General features: G+C 50.0%; 29 protein-coding genes. 5 read left to right on the forward strand and 24 right to left on the reverse strand.

The genetic code is table 11. From position 1 onward, the window contains the following. The first annotated feature begins 21 nt into the window (after positions 1-21). The 3 genes from M0R33_RS08455 to M0R33_RS08465 all read left to right on the forward strand — a co-directional run bounded on the left by M0R33_RS08455 (position 22) and on the right by M0R33_RS08465 (position 2,198). A complete protein-coding gene (locus M0R33_RS08455) occupies positions 22-282 on the forward strand; it encodes a nitrogen fixation protein NifZ (RefSeq protein WP_292567782.1) in 261 nt (86 codons plus the stop codon). Between the two features lie 65 nt (positions 283-347). After that, positions 348-1,955 (forward strand): SagB/ThcOx family dehydrogenase, encoded by a 1,608-nt coding sequence (locus M0R33_RS08460; protein WP_292567784.1) that lies wholly within the window; start codon positions 348-350, stop codon positions 1,953-1,955. 54 nt (positions 1,956-2,009) lie between these two features. Continuing rightward, positions 2,010-2,198 carry a hypothetical protein gene (locus tag M0R33_RS08465; protein WP_292567786.1) on the forward strand — a complete coding sequence of 63 codons (189 nt, stop codon included), beginning with the start codon at positions 2,010-2,012 and terminating at the stop codon, positions 2,196-2,198. Here M0R33_RS08465 and M0R33_RS08470 read toward each other — a convergent pair. The 13 genes from M0R33_RS08470 to M0R33_RS08530 all read right to left on the reverse strand — a co-directional run bounded on the left by M0R33_RS08470 (position 2,195) and on the right by M0R33_RS08530 (position 13,922). Then, positions 2,195-2,785 carry a hypothetical protein gene (locus M0R33_RS08470; RefSeq protein WP_292567788.1) on the reverse strand — a complete coding sequence of 197 codons (591 nt, stop codon included), beginning with the start codon at positions 2,783-2,785 and terminating at the stop codon, positions 2,195-2,197. The two genes, M0R33_RS08465 and M0R33_RS08470, sit on opposite strands and share 4 nt — an antisense overlap. Positions 2,786-2,797: 12 nt before the next feature. Further along, positions 2,798-3,148, reverse strand: a complete 351-nt coding sequence (locus M0R33_RS08475) for a hypothetical protein (protein ID WP_292567790.1) — start codon at positions 3,146-3,148, stop codon at positions 2,798-2,800. Between the two features lie 793 nt (positions 3,149-3,941). Further along, a complete protein-coding gene (locus tag M0R33_RS08480) occupies positions 3,942-4,283 on the reverse strand; it encodes a hypothetical protein (RefSeq protein ID WP_292567792.1) in 342 nt (113 codons plus the stop codon). 473 nt (positions 4,284-4,756) lie between these two features. Then, on the reverse strand, positions 4,757-5,341 hold the full coding sequence (locus M0R33_RS08485; protein ID WP_292567794.1) for a PqiC family protein: 585 nt from the start codon (positions 5,339-5,341) through the stop codon (positions 4,757-4,759). A gap of 9 nt (positions 5,342-5,350) precedes the next feature. Continuing rightward, positions 5,351-6,376: an MlaD family protein gene (locus M0R33_RS08490; protein ID WP_292567796.1), complete on the reverse strand. Its 1,026-nt coding sequence runs from the start codon at positions 6,374-6,376 to the stop codon at positions 5,351-5,353. A gap of 2 nt (positions 6,377-6,378) precedes the next feature. After that, on the reverse strand, positions 6,379-7,155 hold the full coding sequence (locus tag M0R33_RS08495) for an ATP-binding cassette domain-containing protein (protein ID WP_292567798.1): 777 nt from the start codon (positions 7,153-7,155) through the stop codon (positions 6,379-6,381). A 14-nt stretch (positions 7,156-7,169) separates the two neighbouring features. Then, the gene (locus M0R33_RS08500; protein ID WP_292567800.1) at positions 7,170-8,327 is read right to left on the reverse strand and encodes an ABC transporter permease; all 1,158 of its coding nucleotides are present in this window, start codon (positions 8,325-8,327) and stop codon (positions 7,170-7,172) included. Between the two features lie 246 nt (positions 8,328-8,573). After that, complete coding sequence (locus M0R33_RS08505; protein WP_292567802.1) at positions 8,574-9,002, reverse strand: YcgN family cysteine cluster protein; 429 nt, start codon at positions 9,000-9,002, stop codon at positions 8,574-8,576. A gap of 1 nt (position 9,003) precedes the next feature. Continuing rightward, entirely contained in the window at positions 9,004-9,969 is a 966-nt protein-coding gene (ftsX, locus tag M0R33_RS08510) for a permease-like cell division protein FtsX (RefSeq protein WP_292567804.1), read from the reverse strand. A 2-nt stretch (positions 9,970-9,971) separates the two neighbouring features. Then, positions 9,972-10,628: a cell division ATP-binding protein FtsE gene (gene ftsE, locus M0R33_RS08515; RefSeq protein WP_292567806.1), complete on the reverse strand. Its 657-nt coding sequence runs from the start codon at positions 10,626-10,628 to the stop codon at positions 9,972-9,974. Positions 10,629-10,632: 4 nt separating this feature from the next. Further along, positions 10,633-12,597, reverse strand: coding sequence for a signal recognition particle-docking protein FtsY (gene ftsY / locus M0R33_RS08520; protein ID WP_292567808.1), 1,965 nt, complete (start codon positions 12,595-12,597; stop codon positions 10,633-10,635). Positions 12,598-12,601: 4 nt separating this feature from the next. Next, on the reverse strand, positions 12,602-13,192 hold the full coding sequence (locus tag M0R33_RS08525) for a hypothetical protein (protein WP_292567810.1): 591 nt from the start codon (positions 13,190-13,192) through the stop codon (positions 12,602-12,604). Continuing rightward, entirely contained in the window at positions 13,176-13,922 is a 747-nt protein-coding gene (locus M0R33_RS08530; RefSeq protein WP_292567812.1) for an SURF1 family protein, read from the reverse strand. Before M0R33_RS08530 ends, M0R33_RS08525 begins: the two co-directional genes overlap by 17 nt. 87 nt (positions 13,923-14,009) lie before the next feature. Between M0R33_RS08530 and M0R33_RS08535 the strand changes: the two genes are divergently transcribed. Further along, entirely contained in the window at positions 14,010-14,276 is a 267-nt protein-coding gene (locus M0R33_RS08535) for a twin transmembrane helix small protein (RefSeq protein WP_292567948.1), read from the forward strand. A 59-nt stretch (positions 14,277-14,335) separates the two neighbouring features. Here M0R33_RS08535 and M0R33_RS08540 read toward each other — a convergent pair whose 3' ends face one another. The 10 genes from M0R33_RS08540 to bioB all read right to left on the reverse strand — a co-directional run bounded on the left by M0R33_RS08540 (position 14,336) and on the right by bioB (position 23,811). After that, positions 14,336-15,211 carry a cytochrome c oxidase subunit 3 gene (locus M0R33_RS08540; RefSeq protein ID WP_292567814.1) on the reverse strand — a complete coding sequence of 292 codons (876 nt, stop codon included), beginning with the start codon at positions 15,209-15,211 and terminating at the stop codon, positions 14,336-14,338. A gap of 12 nt (positions 15,212-15,223) precedes the next feature. Then, positions 15,224-15,766 (reverse strand): cytochrome c oxidase assembly protein, encoded by a 543-nt coding sequence (locus tag M0R33_RS08545; protein WP_292567816.1) that lies wholly within the window; start codon positions 15,764-15,766, stop codon positions 15,224-15,226. Between the two features lie 156 nt (positions 15,767-15,922). Beyond that, positions 15,923-17,539: a cytochrome c oxidase subunit I gene (gene ctaD, locus M0R33_RS08550; RefSeq protein ID WP_292567818.1), complete on the reverse strand. Its 1,617-nt coding sequence runs from the start codon at positions 17,537-17,539 to the stop codon at positions 15,923-15,925. A gap of 54 nt (positions 17,540-17,593) precedes the next feature. Then, the gene (coxB, locus tag M0R33_RS08555; protein WP_292567820.1) at positions 17,594-18,724 is read right to left on the reverse strand and encodes a cytochrome c oxidase subunit II; all 1,131 of its coding nucleotides are present in this window, start codon (positions 18,722-18,724) and stop codon (positions 17,594-17,596) included. A 240-nt stretch (positions 18,725-18,964) separates the two neighbouring features. Further along, positions 18,965-19,360: a bacteriohemerythrin gene (locus M0R33_RS08560; protein WP_292567822.1), complete on the reverse strand. Its 396-nt coding sequence runs from the start codon at positions 19,358-19,360 to the stop codon at positions 18,965-18,967. An 87-nt stretch (positions 19,361-19,447) separates the two neighbouring features. Continuing rightward, the gene (gene bioD, locus M0R33_RS08565) at positions 19,448-20,113 is read right to left on the reverse strand and encodes a dethiobiotin synthase (protein WP_292567824.1); all 666 of its coding nucleotides are present in this window, start codon (positions 20,111-20,113) and stop codon (positions 19,448-19,450) included. Next, the gene (gene bioC / locus M0R33_RS08570; protein ID WP_292567826.1) at positions 20,110-20,907 is read right to left on the reverse strand and encodes a malonyl-ACP O-methyltransferase BioC; all 798 of its coding nucleotides are present in this window, start codon (positions 20,905-20,907) and stop codon (positions 20,110-20,112) included. The genes bioD and bioC overlap by 4 nt, the downstream gene beginning before the upstream one ends. Continuing rightward, positions 20,904-21,665: a pimeloyl-ACP methyl ester esterase BioH gene (gene bioH / locus M0R33_RS08575; protein ID WP_292567828.1), complete on the reverse strand. Its 762-nt coding sequence runs from the start codon at positions 21,663-21,665 to the stop codon at positions 20,904-20,906. The genes bioC and bioH overlap by 4 nt, the downstream gene beginning before the upstream one ends. Next, positions 21,662-22,822 carry an 8-amino-7-oxononanoate synthase gene (gene bioF / locus M0R33_RS08580; RefSeq protein WP_292567830.1) on the reverse strand — a complete coding sequence of 387 codons (1,161 nt, stop codon included), beginning with the start codon at positions 22,820-22,822 and terminating at the stop codon, positions 21,662-21,664. Before bioF ends, bioH begins: the two co-directional genes overlap by 4 nt. Further along, positions 22,822-23,811 carry a biotin synthase BioB gene (bioB, locus tag M0R33_RS08585; RefSeq protein WP_292567832.1) on the reverse strand — a complete coding sequence of 330 codons (990 nt, stop codon included), beginning with the start codon at positions 23,809-23,811 and terminating at the stop codon, positions 22,822-22,824. Before bioB ends, bioF begins: the two co-directional genes overlap by 1 nt. 68 nt (positions 23,812-23,879) lie before the next feature. On the opposite strand from bioB, the gene M0R33_RS08590 reads away from it, so the two are divergent. After that, positions 23,880-24,578 carry a ComF family protein gene (locus tag M0R33_RS08590; protein WP_292567834.1) on the forward strand — a complete coding sequence of 233 codons (699 nt, stop codon included), beginning with the start codon at positions 23,880-23,882 and terminating at the stop codon, positions 24,576-24,578. Positions 24,579-24,613: 35 nt separating this feature from the next. Here the strand turns inward: M0R33_RS08590 and M0R33_RS08595 are convergent, their stop codons facing one another. Further along, positions 24,614-25,090 (reverse strand): ProQ/FinO family protein, encoded by a 477-nt coding sequence (locus tag M0R33_RS08595; protein WP_292567836.1) that lies wholly within the window; start codon positions 25,088-25,090, stop codon positions 24,614-24,616. Positions 25,091-25,171: the final 81 nt, after the last annotated feature.

Genomic DNA, 25,171 nt, shown 5'->3' on the forward strand with positions numbered 1-25,171 from the left:
AACCCGTAACAGGAGAACACCATGAATATTGAAGATTTGGATTTAGGCGATGTGGTTTTTGCTGCGCATACCATCATCGACGACGGCAGCATGCCGGAGAGCGAGGAAGGCGAAGTGCTGGCGGAAGAAGGCGCGCGCGGCGTCATCGTTATGAAAGGTTATGTGGAGGAAGATCCCAGCCGCAGCGTATTTTTAGTGCGCTTCGAGGACAAGGATATGAATTTGGGCCGGCCGATCGGCTGCTGGACAGAGGATTTGATGATGCCGGAACTGGTATCCTAATTATAGAAGGGCAGTCATCATGACAGCCTTGACCATCATAATTAACGCTTCACACCCAGGACATCATGGAAAACGCCGCCGACGCCGTACTGAATTATCATCAACGCACCAAACATCAATTAAATGCGTATGCCAAAGGTCCGGAATCGCTGGACTGGGATGATCAGCCCAATCCGTTTCGGCGTTTTAAGGGTTGCGAAACGGTAACGTTACCCACGCCGGGCGCCGAACTGGATTGCCTGTTTGCCGATCTGGACAAACCGGAGCTGATTACGCCCGAGCCGCTTACCTTGGCCAAGCTCGGCTTATTATTGGAACTATCCTTCGGTCTGTCGGCCTGGAAGCAATTCGGCCCGGATCGCTGGGCCTTGCGCTGCAACCCTTCCAGCGGCAATCTGCATCCTACCGAAGCTTATCTGATCTGCACCAACGCTGAACTGCTGCCACCCGGCGTGTATCATTACCTCAGCCACGATCACCATCTGGAACGCCGCGCTACATTTGATGCGAACGACAGGGAGTCGGCCTGTTATATCGGCTTGTCGTCCATCCACTGGCGGGAAGCCTGGAAATATGGCGAGCGGGCCTTTCGCTATTGCCAACATGACATCGGCCATGCCTTGGCTGCGCTAAGTTATGCCGCCGCTTGCTTGGGCTGGTCGATAGAGCTACTCGGCGCAACGGGCGATGCCGACCTTGCCCACTGGTTGGGCTTGGACCGGCAGGAGGACTTCGTCGAACACGAACACGAAGCACCTGATCTGCTTTGCCGTTTGCATACCAATAAAGCAAACCCCGGCGGCTTCAATACCGAACAATTATCGCAACTGTATGCAACGGCTAGCTGGTTTGGGCAGGCCGAACGCTTAAGCGGTCGGCATTTTTACCGCTGGCCGGTTATCGACGAAGTGGCAAAAGCAGCAGAAAAACCCGCCACTGCGGTTGAACGTCAACAGATGCCGGTTTTGGCGCTACCGGCAGCCAGCCAAAATTTACCCGCCAGCCGCTTGATACGCCAGCGCCGCAGCGCCCAACATTTCAACGGAAAGGCCGAAGCTTTGCCTTTGGCCGATTTTCAGCGGATTTTGCTGGCGCTTTTACCCAACGCCAAGCCGCCGTTTACGGCCTGGAACTGGTCGCCGCAAATACATATGCTGTTGTTTGTGCACCGGGTCGACGCTCTGGAGCCCGGCCTGCACTTCTTACCGCGCGAACCGCGTGATGTGGCGACTTTAAAACAAGCGTTTTCCAAGGATTTCATCTGGCAAGCGGTTGACGCGCCTTTCGAGTTCTATCGACTGGTAGCGGGCAATGTGCGGCAAGCCGCCAAAACCCTGTCTTGTCATCAACCGATTGCCAGCGACAGCGCGTTTAGCTTAGGCATGCTGGCCCGCTTTGCCGGCAATATCGAGGCCCAAGCCTGGCGCTATCGGCGGCTGTTTTGGGAGTCGGGACTGTTGGGGCAGATTCTTTATCTGGAGGCCGAAGCAGCCGGTATTCGGGGTACCGGTATCGGTTGTTTTTTCGATGACGCGGTGCACGGTGTGTTGGGTTTACAAGATAATGCCTGGCAGAGCATTTATCATTTTACAGTGGGTACACCCTTGGATGACGGTCGCTTAGAAACGCTGCCGGCTTATACGCATTTGTCGAAAGAACCGACACCGATGTGAGTGCTCAAGGTTCATTCATCCGTTTATAAAGCTGGCTGCTTCAGCAGCAACAAAATGGCCGTCCGACCCGCCGGTGAAGCGGGTCGACAGCTTGGAGCAATGGCCGAATCCAGCCCCACGGCAGGTCAAGTTTCGATGCGTTCTGAAGCCGGGATTCGCTGCCCGGTCGCGGGCTCCGACTTTCCGGGCCGGAAAGACGATCAGGAAGGCCTGTTCTATCATTTCACGTTAGCAGCTTGCTAATCGGATAATTCATTTTCAGCGGTTATTTTTAACGTCGAGGCCATGGCAATTAAAGCCCAACCTCGAAAGCTGATATCGACGCTCAGCGAAAACACAATAAACCACAACGATGCAGGCGAATCTATCCAGATAATAATGCCCAGTATAATTGAAACCAATCCCGTAACCCGGTTGGACAAAGGGTTGCGCACTTCTCCAACCGACAGCAGTATGTTCCGATAGATACCCTGCGTTACTAAATATCCTACTATCAGAAGATTTAAATTATTGACGTTACTATTGCTACTGACAGTAACCAGCATACCGACAACAATATCCAGTACGCCACCCTGCATATTAAATAAAAACCCTTGTGCATACTCCGAAGCCAAACCGTCAATACAACGAAAGACCCCAACCAGCAATATGACAATACCAATAATTGGCGCCCAAGAGGCCTCTTCGCCAAACATATAAACATCCGGCGAAACGATGCACAACGCGGCGACGATTATTCCGAGAACAATCATCGCCCCCCCCTGAATGGTGTACCACCAAGGCCTTGCAGTAAACTGAATTAAATCGGCGGTAATTTTAGACTTTATCATTTTTTATAGAATTCAATTGATCCGATTATCGATAGGCTTGCCATCGGTTAGTGCATACCAGCCCACTGCAATCCTGTATATCATCCAAACGATGGTAATAGCCAGCACAAAAATGCCAAAGCCCATGCTAAAGGTAAACCCGGCTAACGCAAACCCTGCCAGCGCAACCCAAGTGGTTTTAATTTGCCAGTTAAAATGAGACTCAACCCAAGTTCCCTGCACATCGTTTTTTTTATAGAAATTAATGGCTACCCCAATCAATAACGGCAAACCTGCCAACATAAATGTCAATACCTGACAAAGGTATACCGTGGCAGCCAATTTTTTTAAAGTTGAATTTTTCTCATTATCTGTTTGTTCCATGGAAGTATCCTTCATAACACACCTACCTTTATTTCGTTGATTAAATTCGACCAGGCCAAGATTATTAATTCAGGCGAGTCATGTTAATAAGTATTACTGTATGCGGAATCAAGATTAAAAAGGCTACTCGCTTCAGCCGAATAGTCCGTACGCCACCGCACATAAATTAATCGTCTAATCACAAACTTCATTCCACTATTGCTTAGCTTCGCGCAACACCACCATCAACGAAGTCTGTAAGCAGCATTCGATAAATCGACCACTATATCACTGCTGATTATCGGGTATCGATCGACTGCCTTAAAACGAATCCTGACTATAAAACTGCTTCGGCAACAACAAAATGGCCGTCCTATCCGCCGGGAAGCGGTTTGTCCGCGGATGCGGGAGACATGGCACTGTATGGCGCAACTAGCTGATCAGAAAACGAATTGCCTAGCACCCATGCAAAGACGTCAGGCATTCGCCGCAAAAGCGGCCGGCAAGGCAGCCGGAAAACTTCAGCAATTCAGCAATCAGGTTTGGTCGGCTAAAACCGGGGGTATATATCATAAGTTTGGATAAACCGGGTTCGCACGCTGGGGTATGCGAGCGTTATCAGCTGGATAAAATCAAATTCAAGTATCCTCTTACCCATACCCGGATTTCGATGAAGGCTCTGAAGCGGATTCTCTCGCGCGACAACCGAAGCGCAAAAGACTCAGCACGGATGAAGTCATTAATTTAATAAGATCACCATTCGTGCTGAAATTGTCAAAGTGCCATTTTTAAAAACGGCTTGTGTTGACGCCATTTATTTCCTTTCAGCTTCCATCTGTACAATGGCGGACTTCATTGCGGCAATGCCTTCTGACAAATTGCCGGCCTTACCTGATTTTAAAGCTTTCTTCATTCTGGCGTCAGCGCGTTGCAAACGAATGGAACTGCCTTTGTCGTTTTGTTCACCTATTGCTGTCAAGACAACCTTGACACTGTCGACAAATGCTTCCGTATCTCCGGTTTCACCGACTTCAATAGCGGTGTTGGATAGGGCAATCAAGTTAGTGAAACTTTCGTTCAGAGGACTACCCGCGGCTCCCGCTGTTAGTGAAAACACCGACAACAGCAACGCCATCAAAAAGTATTTGGTTTTCATATATTTTCCCAGTTATCTAGTTATTAAAAGCGCGCAAGAATAAATTTTGCTGATCGGCCGCTAAAAGCTTCTCATGAAAGCTTACCAAGCACGTAAATTAAACCGTCTTGCATAAAGCGGATTAACGATAATTTGCTAATCGATTTTTACATTTCGGTTGCCGGGCGTTTTTCACCAAGCTATGGTTAGACTACTACAGGAAACCGCCGACGTCTGTGCGCTAGCGTACATACATAATTCCGCAATCAGCCTACCTGCGCTCACCTACGGCTAGCAAAGCCCGTATGACTTAGGCAGCTAAAAGTTCGATGGGTTTTCCAATCCATCAACCGCCGACACCCTGTTTCAGGATGTCACGGCCTTTCAGGGCTGTGCCGTCGCGTGGCAAAATAAGCGGATACCCCCCGTATCCGCCGCTCCAGTTATGGTTTTTACGGATAGGCCATCTTCCACAGCCCTGGACAAGCAGCGCTTTAATCCACAGTTAGCGTCATCAAGGTAGTGGCCATTTCTCGATTGAGTTGCGTTAAACATTGATTGAGGGCCTCGACTCTCAATTGTGCATCGTCGTTATCGGCCGCCACCTTAAAGCTGCTTTGCCGGCTTAAAACCACCCCACCGCCCCGCCCGGCTTGCCACTGAGCGTTCAAGCGGGCTTGTCCTTCGGGATCAATATGAAACTCTAAAACGGTGACGGACAGGGTCAGATTAGCTTGTCTGGCGCGTTGACTGTTAGTTAACACGACGTCCGCCGGCATCAGAACACTCAGATCTTGCAACATCACCCGGGTTATATTGTCGTCAAGACTTTCGGCCCAACGATGCAACTCATCCAGTTGATAGGTGTTTTTGCCGCTGGCGGACACTATTTGGGCCCGCTCCAGATAATGCGGAATGCGAACCGGCGCCAGCGCCAGAGTGGGTTTGCCTGATACCGAAACGTCCGTGGCGGCAATGGGTTCCAGTAAATAAAACTTCGAAGGCGGCGTGGAACCGACACAGGCGACTTGCGCCAATAAGGCCCAGCCCAGGCATGTTCGGATTAAATATCGCATCATAATCACTTCCTATTGCTGCTTTCCGGACAATAACGCTTCCGGGTGTCGTTCCAAATAATCGCCTAAATCGCGAACGGCGCGGGCGGCTTGCTTAACGGCGTGCAAGGTGTCCGTCAAAGCCGACTCCGGCCCAACGGCCCGATCAACTTGTTTTAAAGCGCTTTCGGCTTGCTGCAAGGCAGTGGTTGCCGCGAGCATGGTTTTATCTGAATTGCTCAATAAACTGGGCAAGCTTTTTTGCAACGCTTGCACCATACTGCGGGTGTCTTTGACTAAGTCGTTGCTGTTTAGAATGGCTTTATCGGCATGCACCAAAATCGGTTCAAGATTTTTATTCAGGGTTTTAGTGGACTTCTGCAGTTCAACCAAGGTCTCGGCCAGCGCAATTTGCGATTTTTTAACATCCTCGGATGCTAACAGGACTTTAATTTCGCGTAAGCTGGAGGCAAAGTCCTGTACGATTTCATCCAAGGGTAGCGCGCGTAATTTTTGCGCGACTTCTTCGGCGGTATTCCGCAGTTCATCCGTGGTAGTGGGCAGGCTGGGAATTTCCAACAGCCCCTTATATTCCAAACTGGCGAACATCGGCGGCTTATCGGGATAAAAGTTAAGATCCACATACAGCAAACCGGTTAAGAGACTCTGGGTTTCCAATCTGGCCCGCATGCCAAGTGCAACCAAATTATCGCGATTGACTTTACGCTCATCCCAACTCATTTTTTCCGGCATGTGTCCGCCGCCGGAGCTATTTAAATTATTTCGATCAATTTCCAATACTACCGGTTTATAGATCTTGCCGCCCTTTTGATCGAATTGCAAAGCAATCTCTTTGACCTGGCCTATCTTGACGCCCTGCATCTTCACCGGCGCGCCAACCTCAAGACCGTTCAGCGACGAATCGAAATACACCACAAAGCGGATTTTGTCGGCGTTGAATTCCTGACCACCGCCAAATACCAGTAATGCAATCATCAACAGCGCCAAGGCTCCCAAACTAAAACCGCCAATCAGTGCCGGATTAACAGGCTTACTCATCGTTATAAAACTCCTTTCTGTTTGTCGCCACGGCCCTCGCCTCGGGTCAAAAATTGAATGATCCGCGGATCATCCGACTCGGCCAGCAGTTTTTTCGGATTGCCGGTAGCCAACATGGTTTTGCTTTCCGGATCGAGGAAAACCGAATTAGTGCCTATGGCAAAAATACTGGCTAACTCATGCGTCACGACCACGATGGTGGTACCCAGGGTATCGCACAAGCTGAGAATAAGATCGTCCAGCAAGCGCGCGCTGACCGGATCGAGCCCGGCGGACGGTTCGTCGAAAAATAATATTTCCGGGTCCAGAGCCATGGCTCTGGCTAAACCCGCGCGCTTTTGCATGCCGCCGCTGATTTCGGCCGGATAATAATCTTCAAACCCGGCTAACCCCACCAGAGCCAGCTTGTAAGACACCATGTCGGCAATTTCCGCTTTGTTCAAGCCGGTAAATTCGCCTAACGGCAAGGCGATATTCTCCGCCAGCGTCAATGAACTAAACAGCGCTCCGCTTTGGTATAAAACCCCAATTCGGCGCATGACTTTAATGCGTTGCTCGGCATCCGCCCGCCAAAAGTTTTGTTTATCGTAATATACCTGGCCTTTAGCGGGTCGGTGCAGACCGATCAAATGCTTCAACAAGGTGCTCTTGCCGCAACCGCTGCCGCCCATCACGATAAATACCTCGCCGCGGCCGATAGTGAAACTCAAATCGCGCTGAATTACGAAATCGCCATAGGCCATGGTTAAATGATCCACCGTAATGTGCGCTGTCGTCATAAATTCGCTTCCGGCTAGATCCGCATTTGGTTGAGAATCAAGGTAATCAACGAATCCGATACCACGATATAGACTATGCTGTCGACCACCGCGGCCGTTGCCGCGTCTCCCACCGCGGAAGCGCTGCGACCGCATGCCATGCCGCGCATGCAGCCGGCAATGGCAATTAGCACCGCGAATACGACACTTTTGAAGAATCCGACCGAAAAGTCGACGATATCGACCGCTTTGGTAATTTCATGGTAATACTGAGTTATCGAAACATCGAAGGCGCCGTAGCTGACGGCCGCCCCGCCGAGTATGCCCAGCAGATCGGCGTACAAAGTCAACAAAGGCATCATCAACACCAAGGCCAACATTCGGGGAATCACCAAAAACTCCATCGGTGAAATACCCATGGTTTTTAAGGCATCGATTTCGCTGTTGACGTTCATGGTGCCCAATTGGGCGGCATAGGCGGCGCCGGTGCGGCCGGACATGATGATTGCAGTCATTAATGGCCCCATCTCGCGCACCGTGCCCAACGCCACCAAATCGGCGATATAAATCTGCGCGCCGAACATAGCCAACTGCAAAGCGCCGACAAACGCCAAAATCAAGCCGACCAGCAGACTGATCAATGACACTATAGGAAAGCCGTTGGGGCCGGCATCCTGAACAAAAATAAATAAATCCAGCGCCCGAAACCGCGCCTGCCCTCTTAGCACCTCCCCAACAGCCAATATCAATTCGCCCAGAAAGATTACCAGTTGCCGACTATCTTCAATCAAGTTGAGTACGCTGTTACCGACATTGGCTAAAAAGGGAGCACGTTCTTCGCGGCGGCGAGCTCCACTGCGCTCCGGAACCGCGCGCGCCAAAGCCAATAAATCCTGTACCCCTTGCGGCATGGCACTGACATCCAATTCGATCGCCTTGGCAACGCAATAATCGGCAATTTTTAAAAGATAACTGGGTAAACGGCTATCCCAATCCGCAAGCTCTACCGGCAGTATGGAAAGTCGCTTAACCGGCCGGGATTCAAGCTCCGCCACTACCTGTTCCACCGGTTTGATGCGGGCATCACGCAACCACTGCCCGCTCACTTCCAGGCTTGCGTTAGTATCCGTATCTCTGCGGACAACTGTGTAACCGACAATTTCAGACTGCTGGGTAGAACTGGCTTTACGCATATGCAATTAAATTTGTTGAGTAATGGCCACTCGACATGCAAACAACCGCGTATCGTCCCGCACGGCTCGGCGTTGATAAAATCAACTTATACGATAGAAGTTTAGACGATTGCATGAATAGTCGGACAGTAAGGACATCGGGATTGTTCACTTACCAAGACAATTGCATGAAAAATTAAGCATCATTTCCATGCCGGCAGCGAAAATACCCGACAAAAAATCGCCGCGTAATCGGCGCGAAGCTGTTTAACTTAGCCATTCCATGATGTGGTCTTCAGGATCCACTTGAGGCGATTCCTGAATGGCATAAGTGCGGATCGACATCTTGGCCTGATGCACCGATTGCGCATTACCCGATTTTAACGGGTGCCAATCCGGCAACGGCTGACCGTTGCTCAACAGCCGGTACGCGCAAGTGGACGGTAGCCATTGGTATTCGGCAAAGTCGTGCTGTTTTAAATCGATGCAATCCGGCACCAGAGAGCATCGTTTACTGTAATTTGTACACTGGCAGGTTTTCAGGTCGAGAAGTTTACAGGCCACGTTGGTCAGAGCAATTTCACCACTGTCTTCATCTTCCAATTTAACCAGACAACATTTTCCGCAGCGATCGCAGACCGACTCCCATTCATCCGCAGTCATTTCACGCAAAGTCTTGGTTTCCCAGAATGTCATATCACTGCGGCTTAAGCTGCCGCAACTGGTAATGCAACACCGCCCAGGAACCCAGCACGGCCAGACCCGAGGCCATCATCAATAACAGGATGAATTCGGAAAAACTCAAGTAGAGTAATTGAAAGGAACTGTTATATAAACCGGACAGTTTTTCCACCGGCGTTTCCACTATCAACAACATGACGGTGATAATCAGCCAGGCCGAAAATCCGGCAATAAAACCCAGCCAAAAGCCGGTGTACAGAAAGGGTCTTTGGATAAAGGCATGGGTGGCGCCGACCAATTTGGAGATAAACACTTCATCTTGGCGGTTGTGTAATTCCAAGCGAATGGTGTTGCCGGTAATAAAGGTGACGGCAAAACCCAGCAGCACACCGACTAAGGTGACTCCGCGACCGGCGATGCGCATGATGGCTTGCAACCGCTCCACCCATTGCATGTCGACCTGCACAAAATCCACCTGCGGCATCTGTTTGAATTCCGCCATGAGCGCATCCAATGCTTCGCGGTTATCCAAGACATCCTTGGGCAACACCTGAATTACATTGGGCAGAGGATTACTTTCCAGGGCGTTCAACGCTTCGCCGAAGCCGCTATTGGCTTTGAACTCTTCCATAGCCTGTTTTTTTCCGATGAATTTGATGTTTTCAATCCGCTGGTGCTGCGCCAATTCGTCAGCCAATTTTTGCCCGGCCGATTCATTGACGTGGTCTTTCAGAAACAGCGACATCTGGTTACTGGCTTGCAGATTGCCGGTCAATTGCTGAATGTTGGCCACCACGATATAAAAACAACCCGCCAGCGCTATGGCGACAGCCAACACCAAAATCGTCATGCTGGAAGTCACGGGCGCCCGGCTCAGACGACCTAGGCTGGAAAACAGACCATGGGCATGGTTCAACAAATAGGCCTGAAATATTTCTAGCAACCGCTCGCTGGTACGTTTACGGCGTGTTTGTCGTTTCATGTTCAACTCGCTAACATCCTGCCATTATCAAGCGTCAACACTCGATGTCCAAGACGCTGAATCAGTTCGATATCGTGAGTGGCAATCAGCACCGTCACACCGACCTGCATGAATTGTTCGAACATATGCATGACTTCGGAGGACAAGTCCGGGTCCAGGTTGCCGGTGGGCTCGTCGGCCAGGATCATTTTCGGCTTGTTGACAATGGCGCGAGCAATGCCGACCCGTTGCTGCTCCCCGCCGGAAAGAGACAACGGATATTTTCTCTCCTTGCCCAACAAACTAACCTTATTCAAGGCCGCCCGCACCCGTCGGGAAATATCCTGATGCGAATAACCAGACACGATCAGCGGTAACGCCACATTATCGAATACGGTTCTGTCGTTCAGCAGCTTGTAATCCTGAAAAATCAGCCCTAGATTGCGGCGCAAATAAGGGATTTTACGTTCGCTGATGCGGGTAATATCCTTGCCGTCTAGCATCACATTGCCGCGCGAGCATTGCTCCATCATGGCGATTAACTTTAACAGCGTACTTTTGCCGGCACCCGAACGACCGGTCAGGAATGCCATTTCACCACGCTCCAAACGAAAACTAACATCGATGAGCGCGTCACTGGCATCTGGATAGCGTTTGCATACGTGTTCGAATCTCAACATGGTTTTAGTCTGTCACAAACAGCGCGTCTACGAAAGTCTTTGCATCGAAATCTTGTAGATCTTCCTTGGCTTCGCCAACCCCAATAAAGCGGATCGGAATGCGTAATTGGTTGGCCAATGCGAAGATCACCCCACCTTTTGCGGTACCGTCCAGCTTGGTCAAGGCTAAACCGGTCAGGCCCACGGCCTCGTTAAATAACCGGGCTTGCGATAAGGCGTTCTGTCCGGTTCCGGCATCCAGCACCAACAATATTTCATGCGGTGCACTGGCATCCAGTTTGGCCATGATGCGTTTAATTTTAGACAATTCTTCCATTAAGTTGGATTTAGTATGCAACCGGCCGGCGGTATCGGCAATCAGTACATCGACACCTTTGGCTTTAGCCGATTGCAGCGCATCGAATATCACCGAGGCCGAATCGGCGCCGCTATGCTGCGCTACCACCTGCACATTATTACGTTCCCCCCAGGCCTGCAATTGCTCTACCGCCGCTGCGCGAAAGGTATCGCCAGCAGCCAGCATCACACTATGTCCCTGTTCCTGCAGGCGATGCGCCAGTTTGCCGATTGAAGTGGTTTTACCCGCGCCGTTGACACCCACCACCAAAATCACAAACGGCCCCTCTTGCCGGGATATTTGTAATGGCAGGCTGCAAGGTTGCAGCATTTCGAACAGGTTTTGCTTCAAAGCCTGGGTGAGCATCGCGCCATCCTTAAGCTGATCTTTCTGCAGGTTTTCCTTTAGATGCTGAATAATAGCCGTGGTGGTTTCAATGCCGATATCCGCCATCAATAAATTGGCTTCTACATCGTCCAGTAAATCGCGTGTAACCGCCTCCTGCCCCGTTAATATACTTAACACCCCGCCGATGCTGCCGCGGGTTTTCTTTAACTGGGTTTGCAGCCGCAAATAAAGCGATACCGGCTCTTCAGGCAATGCCTTTTCCAGCGTCTCCGCAGGTATTTCGACCAGAACCTGGCTTTCCGCCTGCTCTTCGCCCGGCAATGCATACCGGCTAAAAAAGTATATTCCCAACAAAGGCAACATCAGCAATGCGGCAAAAGCATTGTGTGCCACGGCCAAAGCCAAAGGCACCCCGTGTTTGACCGTAAAAATGCCGATAACAATTTGCACCAATAACAACACGCTCAACAGCACACCGGAACGGCGAACCGATCGGGGATATTGTTCCGAAGTGGCTGACAGCATCAGCCAGGACAACAGCAAAAAGGTGATTACCGCGCCTACTCTATGCAAAGCATGGATTGCTACTTTGCCGGCCGCGGATAAAGAGCTGCTGTCTTGCGCAAGAAAATTAAAGGCGTTGGCATAGCCAGTTTCAGGCAACCATTGACCCTGACAACGCGGAAGGTCGGTACAGGCCAACGCCGCGTAATTACTGCTGACCCAACCCCCCAAGGCGATCTGCAGAAAAAGCACCAACATGCCCAGCAGCGCAAACAAGGCTGGACCAGCTACGGTTGAGCGGCGCTGAATGTCCGGGTTGCTGCGTAAATACGTCCAACTAATAGCCCAAAAAGTAATAAAACCCATTAGCAAGTGCAGCATCACGATCAAGGGCATGACTTTTAAATGGACGGTCCACATGCCGAGAGCGGCTTGCAATGCAACCAGCAACAGCAGCACAAAGGTCCAGGTAATGGCGGCGCTGCGCTGCTGCGTTAAACGCCAGGCCATGGCGAATAAAATCAACACAACAATACCCAAACCGCCGGCCAGGTAGCGATGAGTCATTTCTTTCCAGGCTTTAGTCGTGTCCAGTGGATTTTCGGGGAATACGGCTTCCGCGTCGGCTTTAAACTGAGCACTATCATTAACCATGGCCTGACCGTAACAGCCCGGCCAATCCGGACAACCCAGCCCGGCATCCGACAGCCGCACATAAGCGCCCATAACAATGACTATTAACGCCAAAATGGCGCAAAACAAACTCAATTTTCTAAACATGCTTTTAACCGATTTGTGAAATTCGTAATAACTTACTTAAGTCATTTCTGACTTTATAGGGGTCGTAACCAGGATCATATTTCATCATCAGGTTACCCAAGGGATCCATTACCAACAAAGCGCCGGGTTGATCAGCGGCGGATATTCCCTGGATGGTGGCTTTTAACCTTTCAGCAGGCAACACTTTCAATAAGCGGGCATCCTCTTGCCATTGTTTTGGCAGCGGTTGAGCGGCCTGATTAAAGATCACCGCCAATCGGCGAATACGCGCTATGTCCTTGCCCATCATCAAGGTGATTTGCTGGGTTTTATATAAGCCTTCCTGGCAGACTTTTTGGCACTCGTGCTGTTGCAGCACATTGATCAATATCCAATGACCTTGCAACTGTTTGATATTGTCGGCCGAAAAGCTATCGTAACCGGTAAAGTCGCTTATTTCGGTGGTTAGCGGCGGGCTGATCAATTCGCCGTTATTCGTACCCAATTTGACTTTGCCGGGGTTATCCGCCAAAAACCACGCTATGGCAAAAGGGATAACAGACATGGCGAAGATCACCAAAATGATGATGCGGTTTTTTTTAAGCTGTGTGTTCACTACGATTTTTGATACTTATCCAAATAAACAGCGCGGTCAACGTCAGCGCTAAACCGAACCATTGTACTGCATAGGCCAGATGCTTTTCAGGTGGGATTGGCACATTGATCCTCCATTCCCTTTTGTAACCGTCGGCCACCGAAGCCTCCAGCTCGATCTGGAAAGCCGCGATTTCATAGCCCAATTTTTGCGATAGCACCTTGCTATCCACAATTTGCACAACAGACGGCCAATTTTCGGTCGGGATTTCCGCGCCTTTTAAGACCAGCCCAACCGATGGAAATTGATTGATACGGCCCGTCACTTCAGTAGGTTCCGTCCGCATGGTCAGATCAGGCATTTGGTTTCTATCGCCACCCACCGCTAACCAACCGCGATTAATCAGAATCGCGCTCTGCCGCCCATTCACCCGAAATGGCGTCAGCACAAAATAACCAGTCTTGCCGTCCACAATCTGGTTATCCAGCAAAAATTGATGAGCAGGGTCATAGTGTCCGGTTAACTTGGCTTTGCGATAACGCACCGCCGACACATCAGCCACGGCCTGTTGGTTCAAATTAATGACACCTGAATCAATCGCGGCTTGCTGTTGCAACAACATCTGTTTTTTTTGTTCCGCGCGTCCCAGTTGCCAAACACCCAGGCTGCATAACAACAGCATCATCAGCGCATAAGCACTCACCCCCAGCCATGACATCTGGAAAGACCGATTTAATAACTTGAATTTCATAATGTCCTTTACTAGCGCCTTAAAATGATTGGCAAGATGGCTTTAATCATCCAGAATGAAGTACTCCGTTTATTTTACGTATTTGCCATGACTATAAAAACTATTGCCGTTGTTATTTTTATTGCCATTCTCGCAAGCTTGGGTTCGGCTTTATTCCATCTGGTTAAACACGGTGATGAAGAACATTCCCGCAAAACCGCAAAGGCATTAACCTTTCGTATTGGCCTATCCTTGATTTTATTTATTTTGTTATTCGTGGCGTTTGCCACCGGCTTATTCCAACCCAGCGGCATCGGCGCCAGGATTCAACAAGCCCACGAGCTTAACAGCAACCAGCCGGTAGCGAATCCTTAAATTTTTCGCAAAAAAAAAGCGCGCCCCGACCGGAACGCGCTTTTTTAGCTTTTTTGCGATTACAAGATGTAAACGAAGATAAACAAACCCAACCAAACCACGTCAACAAAATGCCAATACCAAGCAGCCGCTTCGAAAGCGAAATGGTTTTCCGGGGTGAAGTGGCCTTTCCAGCTTCTGAATAACACCACTGACAGGATAATAGCCCCCACGCAAACGTGGAAACCGTGAAAACCGGTCAGCATGAAGAAAGTTGAGCCGTAGATACCCGAACCCAGAGTCAAACCCATCTCGTGATAGGCTTCGTAATACTCGGTCGCTTGGAAAGCCACGAACAAAAAGCCCAGGCCGACGGTTGCCAATAGACCTTTAATCAACTGGCCGCGGTTTTTAGCCAACAAGCCGTGATGTGCCCAAGTACAGGTTACCCCGCTGGACAACAGTAGCAAGGTATTGATAAACGGCAAACCGAATGCGCCCATGGGTTCGAAGTCACCACCAACTTTTCCGGGACCATTAGTCGGCCATACCGCCTCAAACGCCGGCCATAAAACATCGTGAGTGGATCGTCCCGGACCGCTGATCATGCCGCCCTCGCCCAGATGCGGTATGGAAATATTCCGTGCATACCAAAGTGCGCCGAAGAATACGGCAAAAAACATCACTTCCGAAAAAATAAACCACATCATGCCCATGCGGTAGGAAATACCGACACCGTGGTTGTACATGCCGGATTCGCTCTCGGTTGACTGCAGGGCAAACCACAAGCCCAGCATGACCAAAAAGGCCACAAAGCCGGTCAACATCATACCGGAGCCGATCGACGAGCCGTTTAAATAATTGGCAAATCCAGCCAGCATCAGCATCAAGCCAGCAGTAGCCATTACTGGCCAGACCGCCTTATGCGGGATGTAATAAGCGCCGTTAGTAGACATAACCTTCCCCTCTCAATTTTCAGTGTTATTAGTTCTATCAAAAAAAGTGTAAGACAATGTAATGGTTTTATAGCGTTCGGGTAGCATGGGATTCACCACAAACCGCACCGGCATGGATTTTTCCTCATTCGCTTCGAAAGTTTGTAATTCAAAACAAAAACACTGTACTTTTTTAAAAAATTCTTCTGCAAGGCCCGGCGTTATGCTGGGAATGGCCTGGACTTTGATTTGCTGCGGCAAATTATTTTTGGCATAAAAGTTCACCGTGTAATATTGCCCCGGATGAACTTTCATGCTGCGCGTTTCCACGTGAAAATCCAGCGGAGTTGATTCATTCACAGAGGTTATAAACTCAACGTTCACTACTCTGTTCTCATCAACCACAAACGATTGCTCAGTCTCGACCGATTCCTCCAATTTAGCGTTCTGCCCGGTGATGCTGCAAAGCACATCGTAAATGGGCACTAAAGCATAGCCAAAGCCGAACATCAGCAGCGCCACAATCACCAGCTTTTTTACCAGTTTTGTGTTCTTCTGCCTTAACTCATCGCTCATTGCGACATCGCCTTCATCACAGCCATAACGTAAATCGCTAACGCCACCGCAATCAAAACCGCGGCCGTCAGGATATTTTTTTTCTTAGTATCCATTTATTCAGCTATCCCCACCTTTAGCTGGTAGGGATGCTGCCTCTATAATTAATTATCAACCTTAAAAATGCTCGGTTGGTATGACTGCGGGTGGAGTCGTAAAGGTGTGGTATGGCGCAGGGGAAGGCACTGTCCACTCAAGACCGTGCTTAGCGGCGTCTTCCCATACCTCATCAGTGACTTTCTCACCGGTACCGCCTCTGATGGTGTCGATAACAATGTATACAAACAACAACTGGCTAAAACCGTAAATGAACGCACCGATACTGGAAACCATATTCCAGTCCGCAAATTGAATCGCATAATCCGGAATACGGCGCGGCATACCGGCTAAACCCAAGAAATGCTGCGGGAAGAACAGGATGTTGACCGAAATCGCCGATAACCAGAAATGCAATTGCCCGATTTTCTCGTTGTACATATGACCGGTCCATTTAGGTAACCAGTAATAGCCCGCCGCCATCAGGATAAATATGGAAGCAGGAACCAGGGTGTAATGAAAGTGAGCCACGATGAAATAAGTATCGTGATATTGAAAGTCGCTCGGCGCGACAGACATCATCAAACCGGTAAAACCGCCCATGGTAAACAGCACCACGAAAGCAATGGAGAACAACATCGGTGTTTCGAAGGTCATGGAGCCTTTCCACATGGTGGCGGTCCAGTTAAACACTTTAACTCCGGTCGGAATCGCGATCAGCATGGTCGCATACATAAAGTACAATTCGCCTGCAACCGGTAAGCCTACCGTGAACATGTGGTGAGCCCAAACGATGAACGACAAGAAGGCAATCGCGCCGGTCGCATAGACCATGGAGGCATAACCGAACAAAGGCTTACGGGCGAATACCGGAATAATGGTAGAAGCCACCCCGAAGGTGGGCAAAATCATTACATATACCTCGGGGTGACCGAAGAACCAGAAAATATGCTGATACAACACCGGGTCACCACCACCAGCCGCATCAAAGAAACTGGTATCGAAGAAACGGTCGGTCAACAACATGGTCACCGCACCGGCGAAAACCGGCATGATGGCGATCAACAAAAATGCAGTGATCAGCCATGTCCAAACGAACAGCGGCATTTTCATCAGCGTCATGCCAGGGGCACGCATATTGAAAATAGTGGCGATCACGTTGATGGCACCCATGATGGACGAAATACCCAGCAAGTGAACCGAGAAAATCGCAAACGGAAAGGCTTTTCCGGTTTGCAACACCAACGGCGGATACAAGGTCCAGCCGGCTGCCGGCGCGCCGCCTTCCATAAATAAAGTACTAGCCAGTAATAAAACACCCGCCACCAGCATCCAGAAACTCATGTTGTTCATACGAGGCAAAGCCATATCCGGCGCACCGATCATCATCGGAATCATCCAGTTGGCCAGACCGACGAAAGCCGGCATCACCGCCCCAAAGACCATGACCAGCGCATGCATGGTAGTCATGGAATTGAAGAATTGTGGATCAACGAATTGCAAACCCGGCTCGAACAATTCGGAACGAATGATCAAGGCCATGGTGCCGCCCACAAAGAACATAATTAGCGCGAACACCAAATACATGGTGCCGATATCTTTGTGGTTAGTGGTAATTATCCATCTTAAAAAGCCCTTCTCGGGACCGTGATCGTGATGATCGTGGTGATCATCATGTTCAGCTACGACAGCAGACATACTTAATACCTCAATAAATATTGAAAAATGAGTTGGACAAGGAAACCCACGGGTTTACTCATCATCGTCCCATTTAGGAGTGATCTTATCAGGCTGAATTTCATCACCCACGTTATTGCCTAATTCCGGTGCGTTTCTGATATAGGTAATCAGCTCCGCCAATTCATCATCCGGCAATTTACGGAAAGCAGGCATTTTGCTGGTACCGGCTTGTATAAAACCGATCAGCTGATCCATATTACCGGTGACTTTGGCGCTACCACTCAAAGCAGGGTACCAACCATCGATGCCTTTACCGTCTATCTGGTGACAGGCCACACAATTTTTCAAATAAACCGATTCACCTTTCGCCATCAATACCGAGCGACTTTCGTCGCTTAGATCAGTCGCTTGATTTTGTTTTTCCAGGGTTTCTTTTACCCAGGCATCATAACGATCCTGCTCCATCGCGACGACGACTATCGGCATGAAACCATGGTCGCGACCGCATAATTCGGTACATTGTCCGCGATAAGTACCCGGATTCTCGATAGACGTCCAAGCTTCGTTAATAAAACCCGGATTGGCATCTTTTTTCCAGCCCAAATCAGGCACCCACCAGGAATGGATTACATCGGCGGCTGTGAACAGAAAACGGATTTTCTTTTTGGTCGGAATGACCAGAGGCTTGTCAACATTCAATAAATAGTTGGCAACCGTGCGCGGATCGCCGTCTTTAAGGCGATGAACTTTCTCGCTGGCTTCGTCCAGATGACTTTCAAAGTGGACGCCGCTATCCAGGTATTCATAATCCCAATACCACTGCTTACCCGTAACCTTAATACTCATATCGGACTCTTGCACTTTATCCAGATCCATTAAGGCTTTGGTTGCGGGAATTGCCATGCCCACCAGAATCAAAGTCGGAATAATGGTCCAAATAATCTCCACCGTGGTGTTCTCGTGGAACGAGGCTGCTTGATGTCCTTTGGATTTACGATGATGAAATATCGAGTAGAACATGGTGCCGAATACACCAATACCGATAAACACGCAGATCCACAGGATGAGCATATGCAAATCATATACTTCATGACTGAGTTGCGTCACCCCTTGTACCAGGTTAAGAGTGTAGTCCGCATGCGCAGTCCCGAGACCTAAGGCCATCAAAACCAAACACGCGAGCAGTTGCTTTGTTTTCTTCACGGAGCAGCCTCCTCGATTGTAGTTATAAACTTGTATGCGTAAATCTTATTGTAATTTTGCAGCCTGCAATCAGACAGACAACTGTTCCTTTTACCGATTTTTATCACGAATTAACCGGTTAATTTTAACCTATGACTCTCCGCTTAACCAGAAGAGCTTTTCCAGACACGTCAAATACATAAAAAAGGCCCGCGAATATGCCTATTCGCAGGCCTTTATTTCTTAAAATAAAACTATCTATTACTGTAACGCCGACGAATAAGCCTTATCAAAAGTAGGGATATGACTATCCAACCAGCTTTTTACCATCTGACCGACTTCATCCGTCACGTCAGCCTCGCCCGCATGAAACTTTTTCTGTAAATCCGCACAAATTCCCACTAGGGCATCATGTTCGGCTTTATGGCGCTCGTATCCGCTAAAACCTTTAGCCATCATTTCTTTCTCTTCATGAGCGAAATGCTCAACAACATAGGCTATTAATGCATCCAACGAAGCACCAATTACGCCGCGCGCCGCGCCACCGGTTGCATCGTCGTACACTTTATTTAACAATCCGAACAAAGTTTGATGTTCTTGATCGGCAAATCCGACATTAGTGCCGTATTGTTCCGCAGTCCAAGTGATTAACGCCATAGTCTACCTCCAAAGTTATTTTTTATTATGGAACGCTAATTGTCAGTACATCACTGCCTGTCTATATTGATTTACATCAATAAATTTTCACTTTGGAAGTGTGATCAAGGCAGCCAGATATGCGAAATCGGGACTAGGCAAATGCGGCAACACGCCCAACAGAGGCGAACCGATCCGCTGTTTCAAGAAATCCAGATTGGCCTGAAATTCAGGCATATCCTTGTCGATCAGCACAGCCAGCCAACCCGCCAACTCGCATCCGGACTGTTGAATAGCTCGATATGTCAAAAGAGCATGATTAATGCACCCCAATCGCACCCCCACCACTAATATAATCGGCAATTGCAAGGCAACCGCCAAATAGGCATTGTCCCAAGCGCGACATAGGGGAGAAAACCAGCCTCCCGCGCCTTCGACCAATACGCAATCGCCCTGGGTTTTTAAAAACCGATAGGCATTCAAAATGACATCCAACCTCACATCAGTATTGCCGCAAGCTATGTGCGGCGACACCGACGGCTGAAATGCATAGGGATTTATATGTCGGTAATCCAAAGCCCTGGAGGCGTACTGCTGCAGCAACAAAGCATCCGAATTTCGCCAGCCACCCTGTAGCCATTCGCAGCCGGCCGCTACCGGTTTCATACCGTTGACCGACAGCCCCTGTCTTTGCAGGGCCCGCATCAATGCCAGCGTACTCCAGGTCTTACCGACATTGGTATCTGTACCCGTTACAAAAAATCCACTGCTCATCCCGCTATTTCCGCCTTCACGAAAATAATTTCATAACTGGCCACGATGCCGGAACCGAAATCTGGCCGAGGATATTGCTTAATCATCTGTTGCAGCCGCGATTTGGTGGTCGGCCTGGGATTACGCTTTCGATTAACATTGTGGGCGCCTATCCCTTTCAGCTCTCTCATCAGGCTTTCAACATCGGGATATTCGGATTGATACAACACACTCGTAACATTAATTTCCTTAAAACCCGCGGCTCGCAAAAACAACTCAACCTGGGCCGCGGCATGAAATTCGTTGACGTGGGTGTAATTATCCGCGGCAGCCCAAGCCGTTTTTAATTCAACCAAAGTCTGCGGGCCAAAAGTGGCAAACACCAAACTGCCCCGGTTTTTCAGCACCCGCTTAAAATCCAACACGGCAACCGATAAATCCTGCGCCCATTGCAACGCCAGATTGGAATAAATACGGTTAATACTGTTATTGGCAAATGGCAATTTTTCCGCATCGCCGCACACATAATCGGCGCGCATAGTAGGATATTTAAGACGGCTGGCAGACAGCATCGGCATGGCTATATCCAGCGCCAGCAGTTTTCGCACCGATAGGTTCGCCGCCAGTTGATGGGATAGAAAACCGGTTCCGCAGCCCACATCCAATATCACATCAGCGTCATGACATAAAGGGAAGCGACGTAACAAATCCAGCCCTACTTGCCGTTGCAGTGAAGCGAGACTGTCATAACTGGCTGCCGCGGCCGCAAACGAGCGCCTGACCTTGTGTTTATCCAGTAGGACTTCGGCATTCATAGCGTATTGTTTATAGTCGCGAGTAACTGATGCGGATGCGACAGAAATGGCGCATGCCCGGCCGATGCCAAAACATGCAATTTCACGTCAGGACACAATCTCCGCACGGCCTCTGCGCAGCTCAAGGGAATCAAGGTGTCTTTTTCACCCAGAATCACACTGGTAGGCACAGCATTACTCCGCATAAACGCCCGTAAATCGCTGTTCTTCAAAATACCCAACCCGGCCTGCAGCACCATGACTGGCGGGGATGGGCATTCATGCAGGGCATGTTTCAAAGTTTGCAGCAAAACCTTGCCGTGCGCCAAGCCGTTCACTTGCAGCGCTAAAAATCGAATCAGGGTCTGCTGCACATCGGTTTTTAACAGCTCGGCAAACCCATCCAGCGTCTGGCTTTTTACACCCGGCCAGTCCTGGGTTTGTACAAAACACGGATTACCGGCCAATACCACTAAATGACGGATGCGTTGCGCGGCCTGTTCGGCCATCGCCATCGCCACCGTCGCGCCTAACGACCACCCCAGCAAGGAAAACTCCCGCACCGGAATTGCCTGTAACACGGTCCCGGCAACATTTTCCAAGTCGAACGGCTCGAGAACTTCGCTGCGGCCATGTCCGGGCAAATCCAGGCAAATCACTTGATAATGCAACGCCAGCTGCCGGGCAAAATGACGCCAAACACCGCTATGCATGGCCCAACCGTGTATCATCACCAACGGCTGCCCCTGCCCGTATATCTCGGTATGAATATGGGTCACGTCATCACCTTACACAGCGCATCGAGCAAGGCATCGACATGCTGCGTTTCATGTTCGGCGGAAAAAGTTACCCGCAGCCTGGCCGTGCCGGCCGGCACGGTCGGCGGCCGAATCGCCGACACCCAAAAACCTTGCCGCAACAGGGACTGGCTGATGGACACAGCCAGCTGGCTATCGCCTACCAATACGGGTTGAATCGCAGTGAAAGAATCCATTAATTGCAAACCCTGCTGCAGCGCGCCGGCTCTAAACCGTGCCACTAAAAACCGCAATTTATCCCGCCGCCAGGTTTCTGTTTGCATCAAGCGCAGACTGACCCGCGTCGCTTCCGCAATGGCGGCCGGCAACGCGGTGGTAAATACATAACTTCTGGCTTTCTGGATCAATATCTCTATCAAGTCATCGGAACCGGCCACAAACGCACCGAAGGTGCCGAATGCCTTGCCGAAAGTCCCCATCAGAATTGGTACGTCGCCAGGCGCTAAACCGAAGTGTTCGACAATGCCGCCCCCGTTACGCCCCAGCACGCCGAAACCGTGAGCATCATCGATCAACAAACCGGCTTGATGCTGTTGCGCCAATGCCGCCAAAACCGGCAAATCAGCCAGGTCTCCATCCATGCTGAACACGCCGTCGCTGACGATTAAGGTTCTTTCCGGATGCGCGAGCAGGTGTGCTTGCAATTCCTTGCCGTCAAGGTGCCGGAAACGCATGAACCGCGCACGCGACAATAGACCGCCGTCCAACAGGGAAGCGTGATTGAGCCTGTCTTCAAACACCCTGTCGTTACGCCCAACCAAAGCCGATATCACCCCCAGATTGGCCATGTATCCGGTGGAAAACAGTAAGGCGCGATCGCGACCGGTAAACTCCGCCAACTCTTCTTCCAAGGCATGATGAGCGCTGCCGTGACCGCAAATCAGATGTGCTGAACCGCTGCCGACACCATATCGATCAACCGCCTGTTTAAATCCGGCCGCTACCTCGGGATGGTTGGCCAGTCCCAGATAATCGTTGCTGCAGAAATTAATGACTTGCTTGCCATCGACCCGCACCAAAATACCTTGCGGCCCATCGGTAACTCGCCGCCGCCGGTACAGGCCTTGCTGGTTTAATCGTGTCAGCTGATCGGCAAAATCGTAAAAATCCGAACTCATCAAGCGTAACTGGACCCGCCCATTCTTACACCTAAACGATCAAACAATTGTTTATCGTGATTGGTCATCGGATTATCGGTGGTCAGCAGTTTGTCGCCATAAAAAATGGAATTGGCGCCCGCCAGAAAGCATAAGGCCTGCATTTCGTCGCTCATGGCTTTGCGCCCGGCCGACAAGCGTACCCGCGATTGCGGCATCAAAATCCGCGCCGCGGCGATGGTACGCACAAAGGTCAATGGATCCAAATCATCGACACCGTGCAACGGCGTACCCTCCACTTGCACCAGCATATTGATAGGCACGCTTTCCGGATGCTTCGGCATGTTGGCAAGTTGCAGCAGCAATTTGGCCCGGTCGGCTTGCGTCTCGCCCATGCCGACAATGCCGCCGCAACAGACATTGATACCGGCGTTGCGCACCCGTCCCAGGGTATCCAGCCGATCTTGATAAGTGCGGGTGGTGATGATCTCGGAATAATAATCCTCGGAGGTATCCAGATTGTGGTTGTAATAATCCAAGCCACCGTCCTTCAATGCCTGGGTTTGTTTGTCGGTCAGCATGCCCAGCGTGACACAGGTCTCCATGCCTAGCGCCTTTACGCCCTGTACCATTTCCACAACCCTGGCGATATCTCTGTCCTTGGGGCTACGCCAAGCCGCCCCCATGCAAAACCGCGAAGCCCCTTCCGCCTTGGCCTGCTGGGCGGCTTTTAATACCGCATCGACCGGCATTAAGGCCTCCGGATTCAGATCGGAATCGTAACGCGCGCTTTGCGGACAATAACCACAATCTTCGGAGCAGGAGCCCGTCTTGATGCTCAACAAACTGCTCACCTGGATCTCATTGGGATCGAAATATACCCGATGCATAGTTTGTGCTTTGAACAACAAATCGTTAAACGGCATGACCAACAGCGCTTCGACTTCGCTTAACCGCCAATCGTGGCGTAATGGCGCTTTTATTTGGATGGGTTCCGACGTAACAGACATTCTGGTAATCTCCAAGCAATGCAGGCCAACAGCAAACGAACGCTTATCAACCTTTTTAAAAAAATAATGTGAACAACTGGCTGAATATTATACAGAACAAATGCCTGCCATCGCGCTGTATGTTTTGCGGACAGCCGGGCTTTGATGATATGGATTTGTGTCAGGCCTGTTTTAATGACCTACCCAGAAATCACAATTGCTGTTATCGCTGCGCCGAACACTTCGAAACACCCCTACAGTCTCCGCAGTTGTGCGGCCGCTGTTTAAAAAAAACACCCAGCTTCGACGAAACCCATGCCCCGTTTTTATATGGCGACGCTCTACGCTTTTTGATAACCCAGCTCAAATTTAACCGACAATTCAAGCATGCCCGCTTGCTAGGAACTTTGTTAGCCCGGCACTTGGTTGAGAATGTGGAATTACCGGAATGTATTATCCCTGTGCCATTGCATCGCAACCGATACCGCGAACGCGGCTTCAATCAATCCATAGAGATCGCCCGACACTTGTCGGCACAACTATCGCTGCCACTGGATTTAACCAGCTGCATTCGCAACCGGGATACGACACATCAAACCGATTTACCGGCCAAGCAACGCAGAAAAAACATGCGGCAGGCTTTTACGGTAAGCCAACCGTTGGCTTACCGGCATATCGCTATTGTCGACGACGTGATGACTACCGGCGCAACAGTCGCAACCCTGGCATCCGTTTTAAAAAAACAAGGAGTCAACCGGATAGATATTTGGGTTTGTGCCCGTGCCTGACTGGATTTTGAGCACATCCCATGGAAAAGGGATTTTTAACCTTGCTCTGTCTTAGGTTCATTTTGTTCAGCTGAAGGTTTCTTGGTCCGCCGCCGCCCCTCTTTCAGCTTTTTCGCCTGATCCGCATCTATTTTGGTCACTTGACCCGCCGCATTGCCTTCCAGGTCAACCCTGACGGCGTCCTCGACCAGACATTCCCAATAGCGTTTGCCCCAGCACCAAGTCTTAATAGCAGCCCGCAATTCATTTTTAGCGATACCCAGCTGTTCGGATTGTTCAAATAACTCTTTATGGATTCCAATCTTCAAAGGTACTTTTGGTGCGGGATTTTTTGGAAATGCCAAGGGATATTTCTTTTGCAGTTGACCGATTATCAACACCACGGGATCGACTTTGTCCGCCTTCTTTGCCGTCGCACTGCCCTCCTCCTTGATCTGGCGTTTTTTTAATTTCTCAGCCGCAGCCTGCTGCGCCAATTCGTCCCTGAGTGATGCAAGTTGTTCAAAGCCCATAAATTTTTCGCAGTTAAGTTCAGAAATAAGTAAACATGTTATTCGCCGTTTACGTCATTTATCAAGTTCTTAACAAATTTA

Source organism: Methylomonas sp., from assembly GCF_023228165.1.
In the GTDB taxonomy this organism is placed as follows: Bacteria; Pseudomonadota; Gammaproteobacteria; order Methylococcales; family Methylomonadaceae; genus Methylomonas.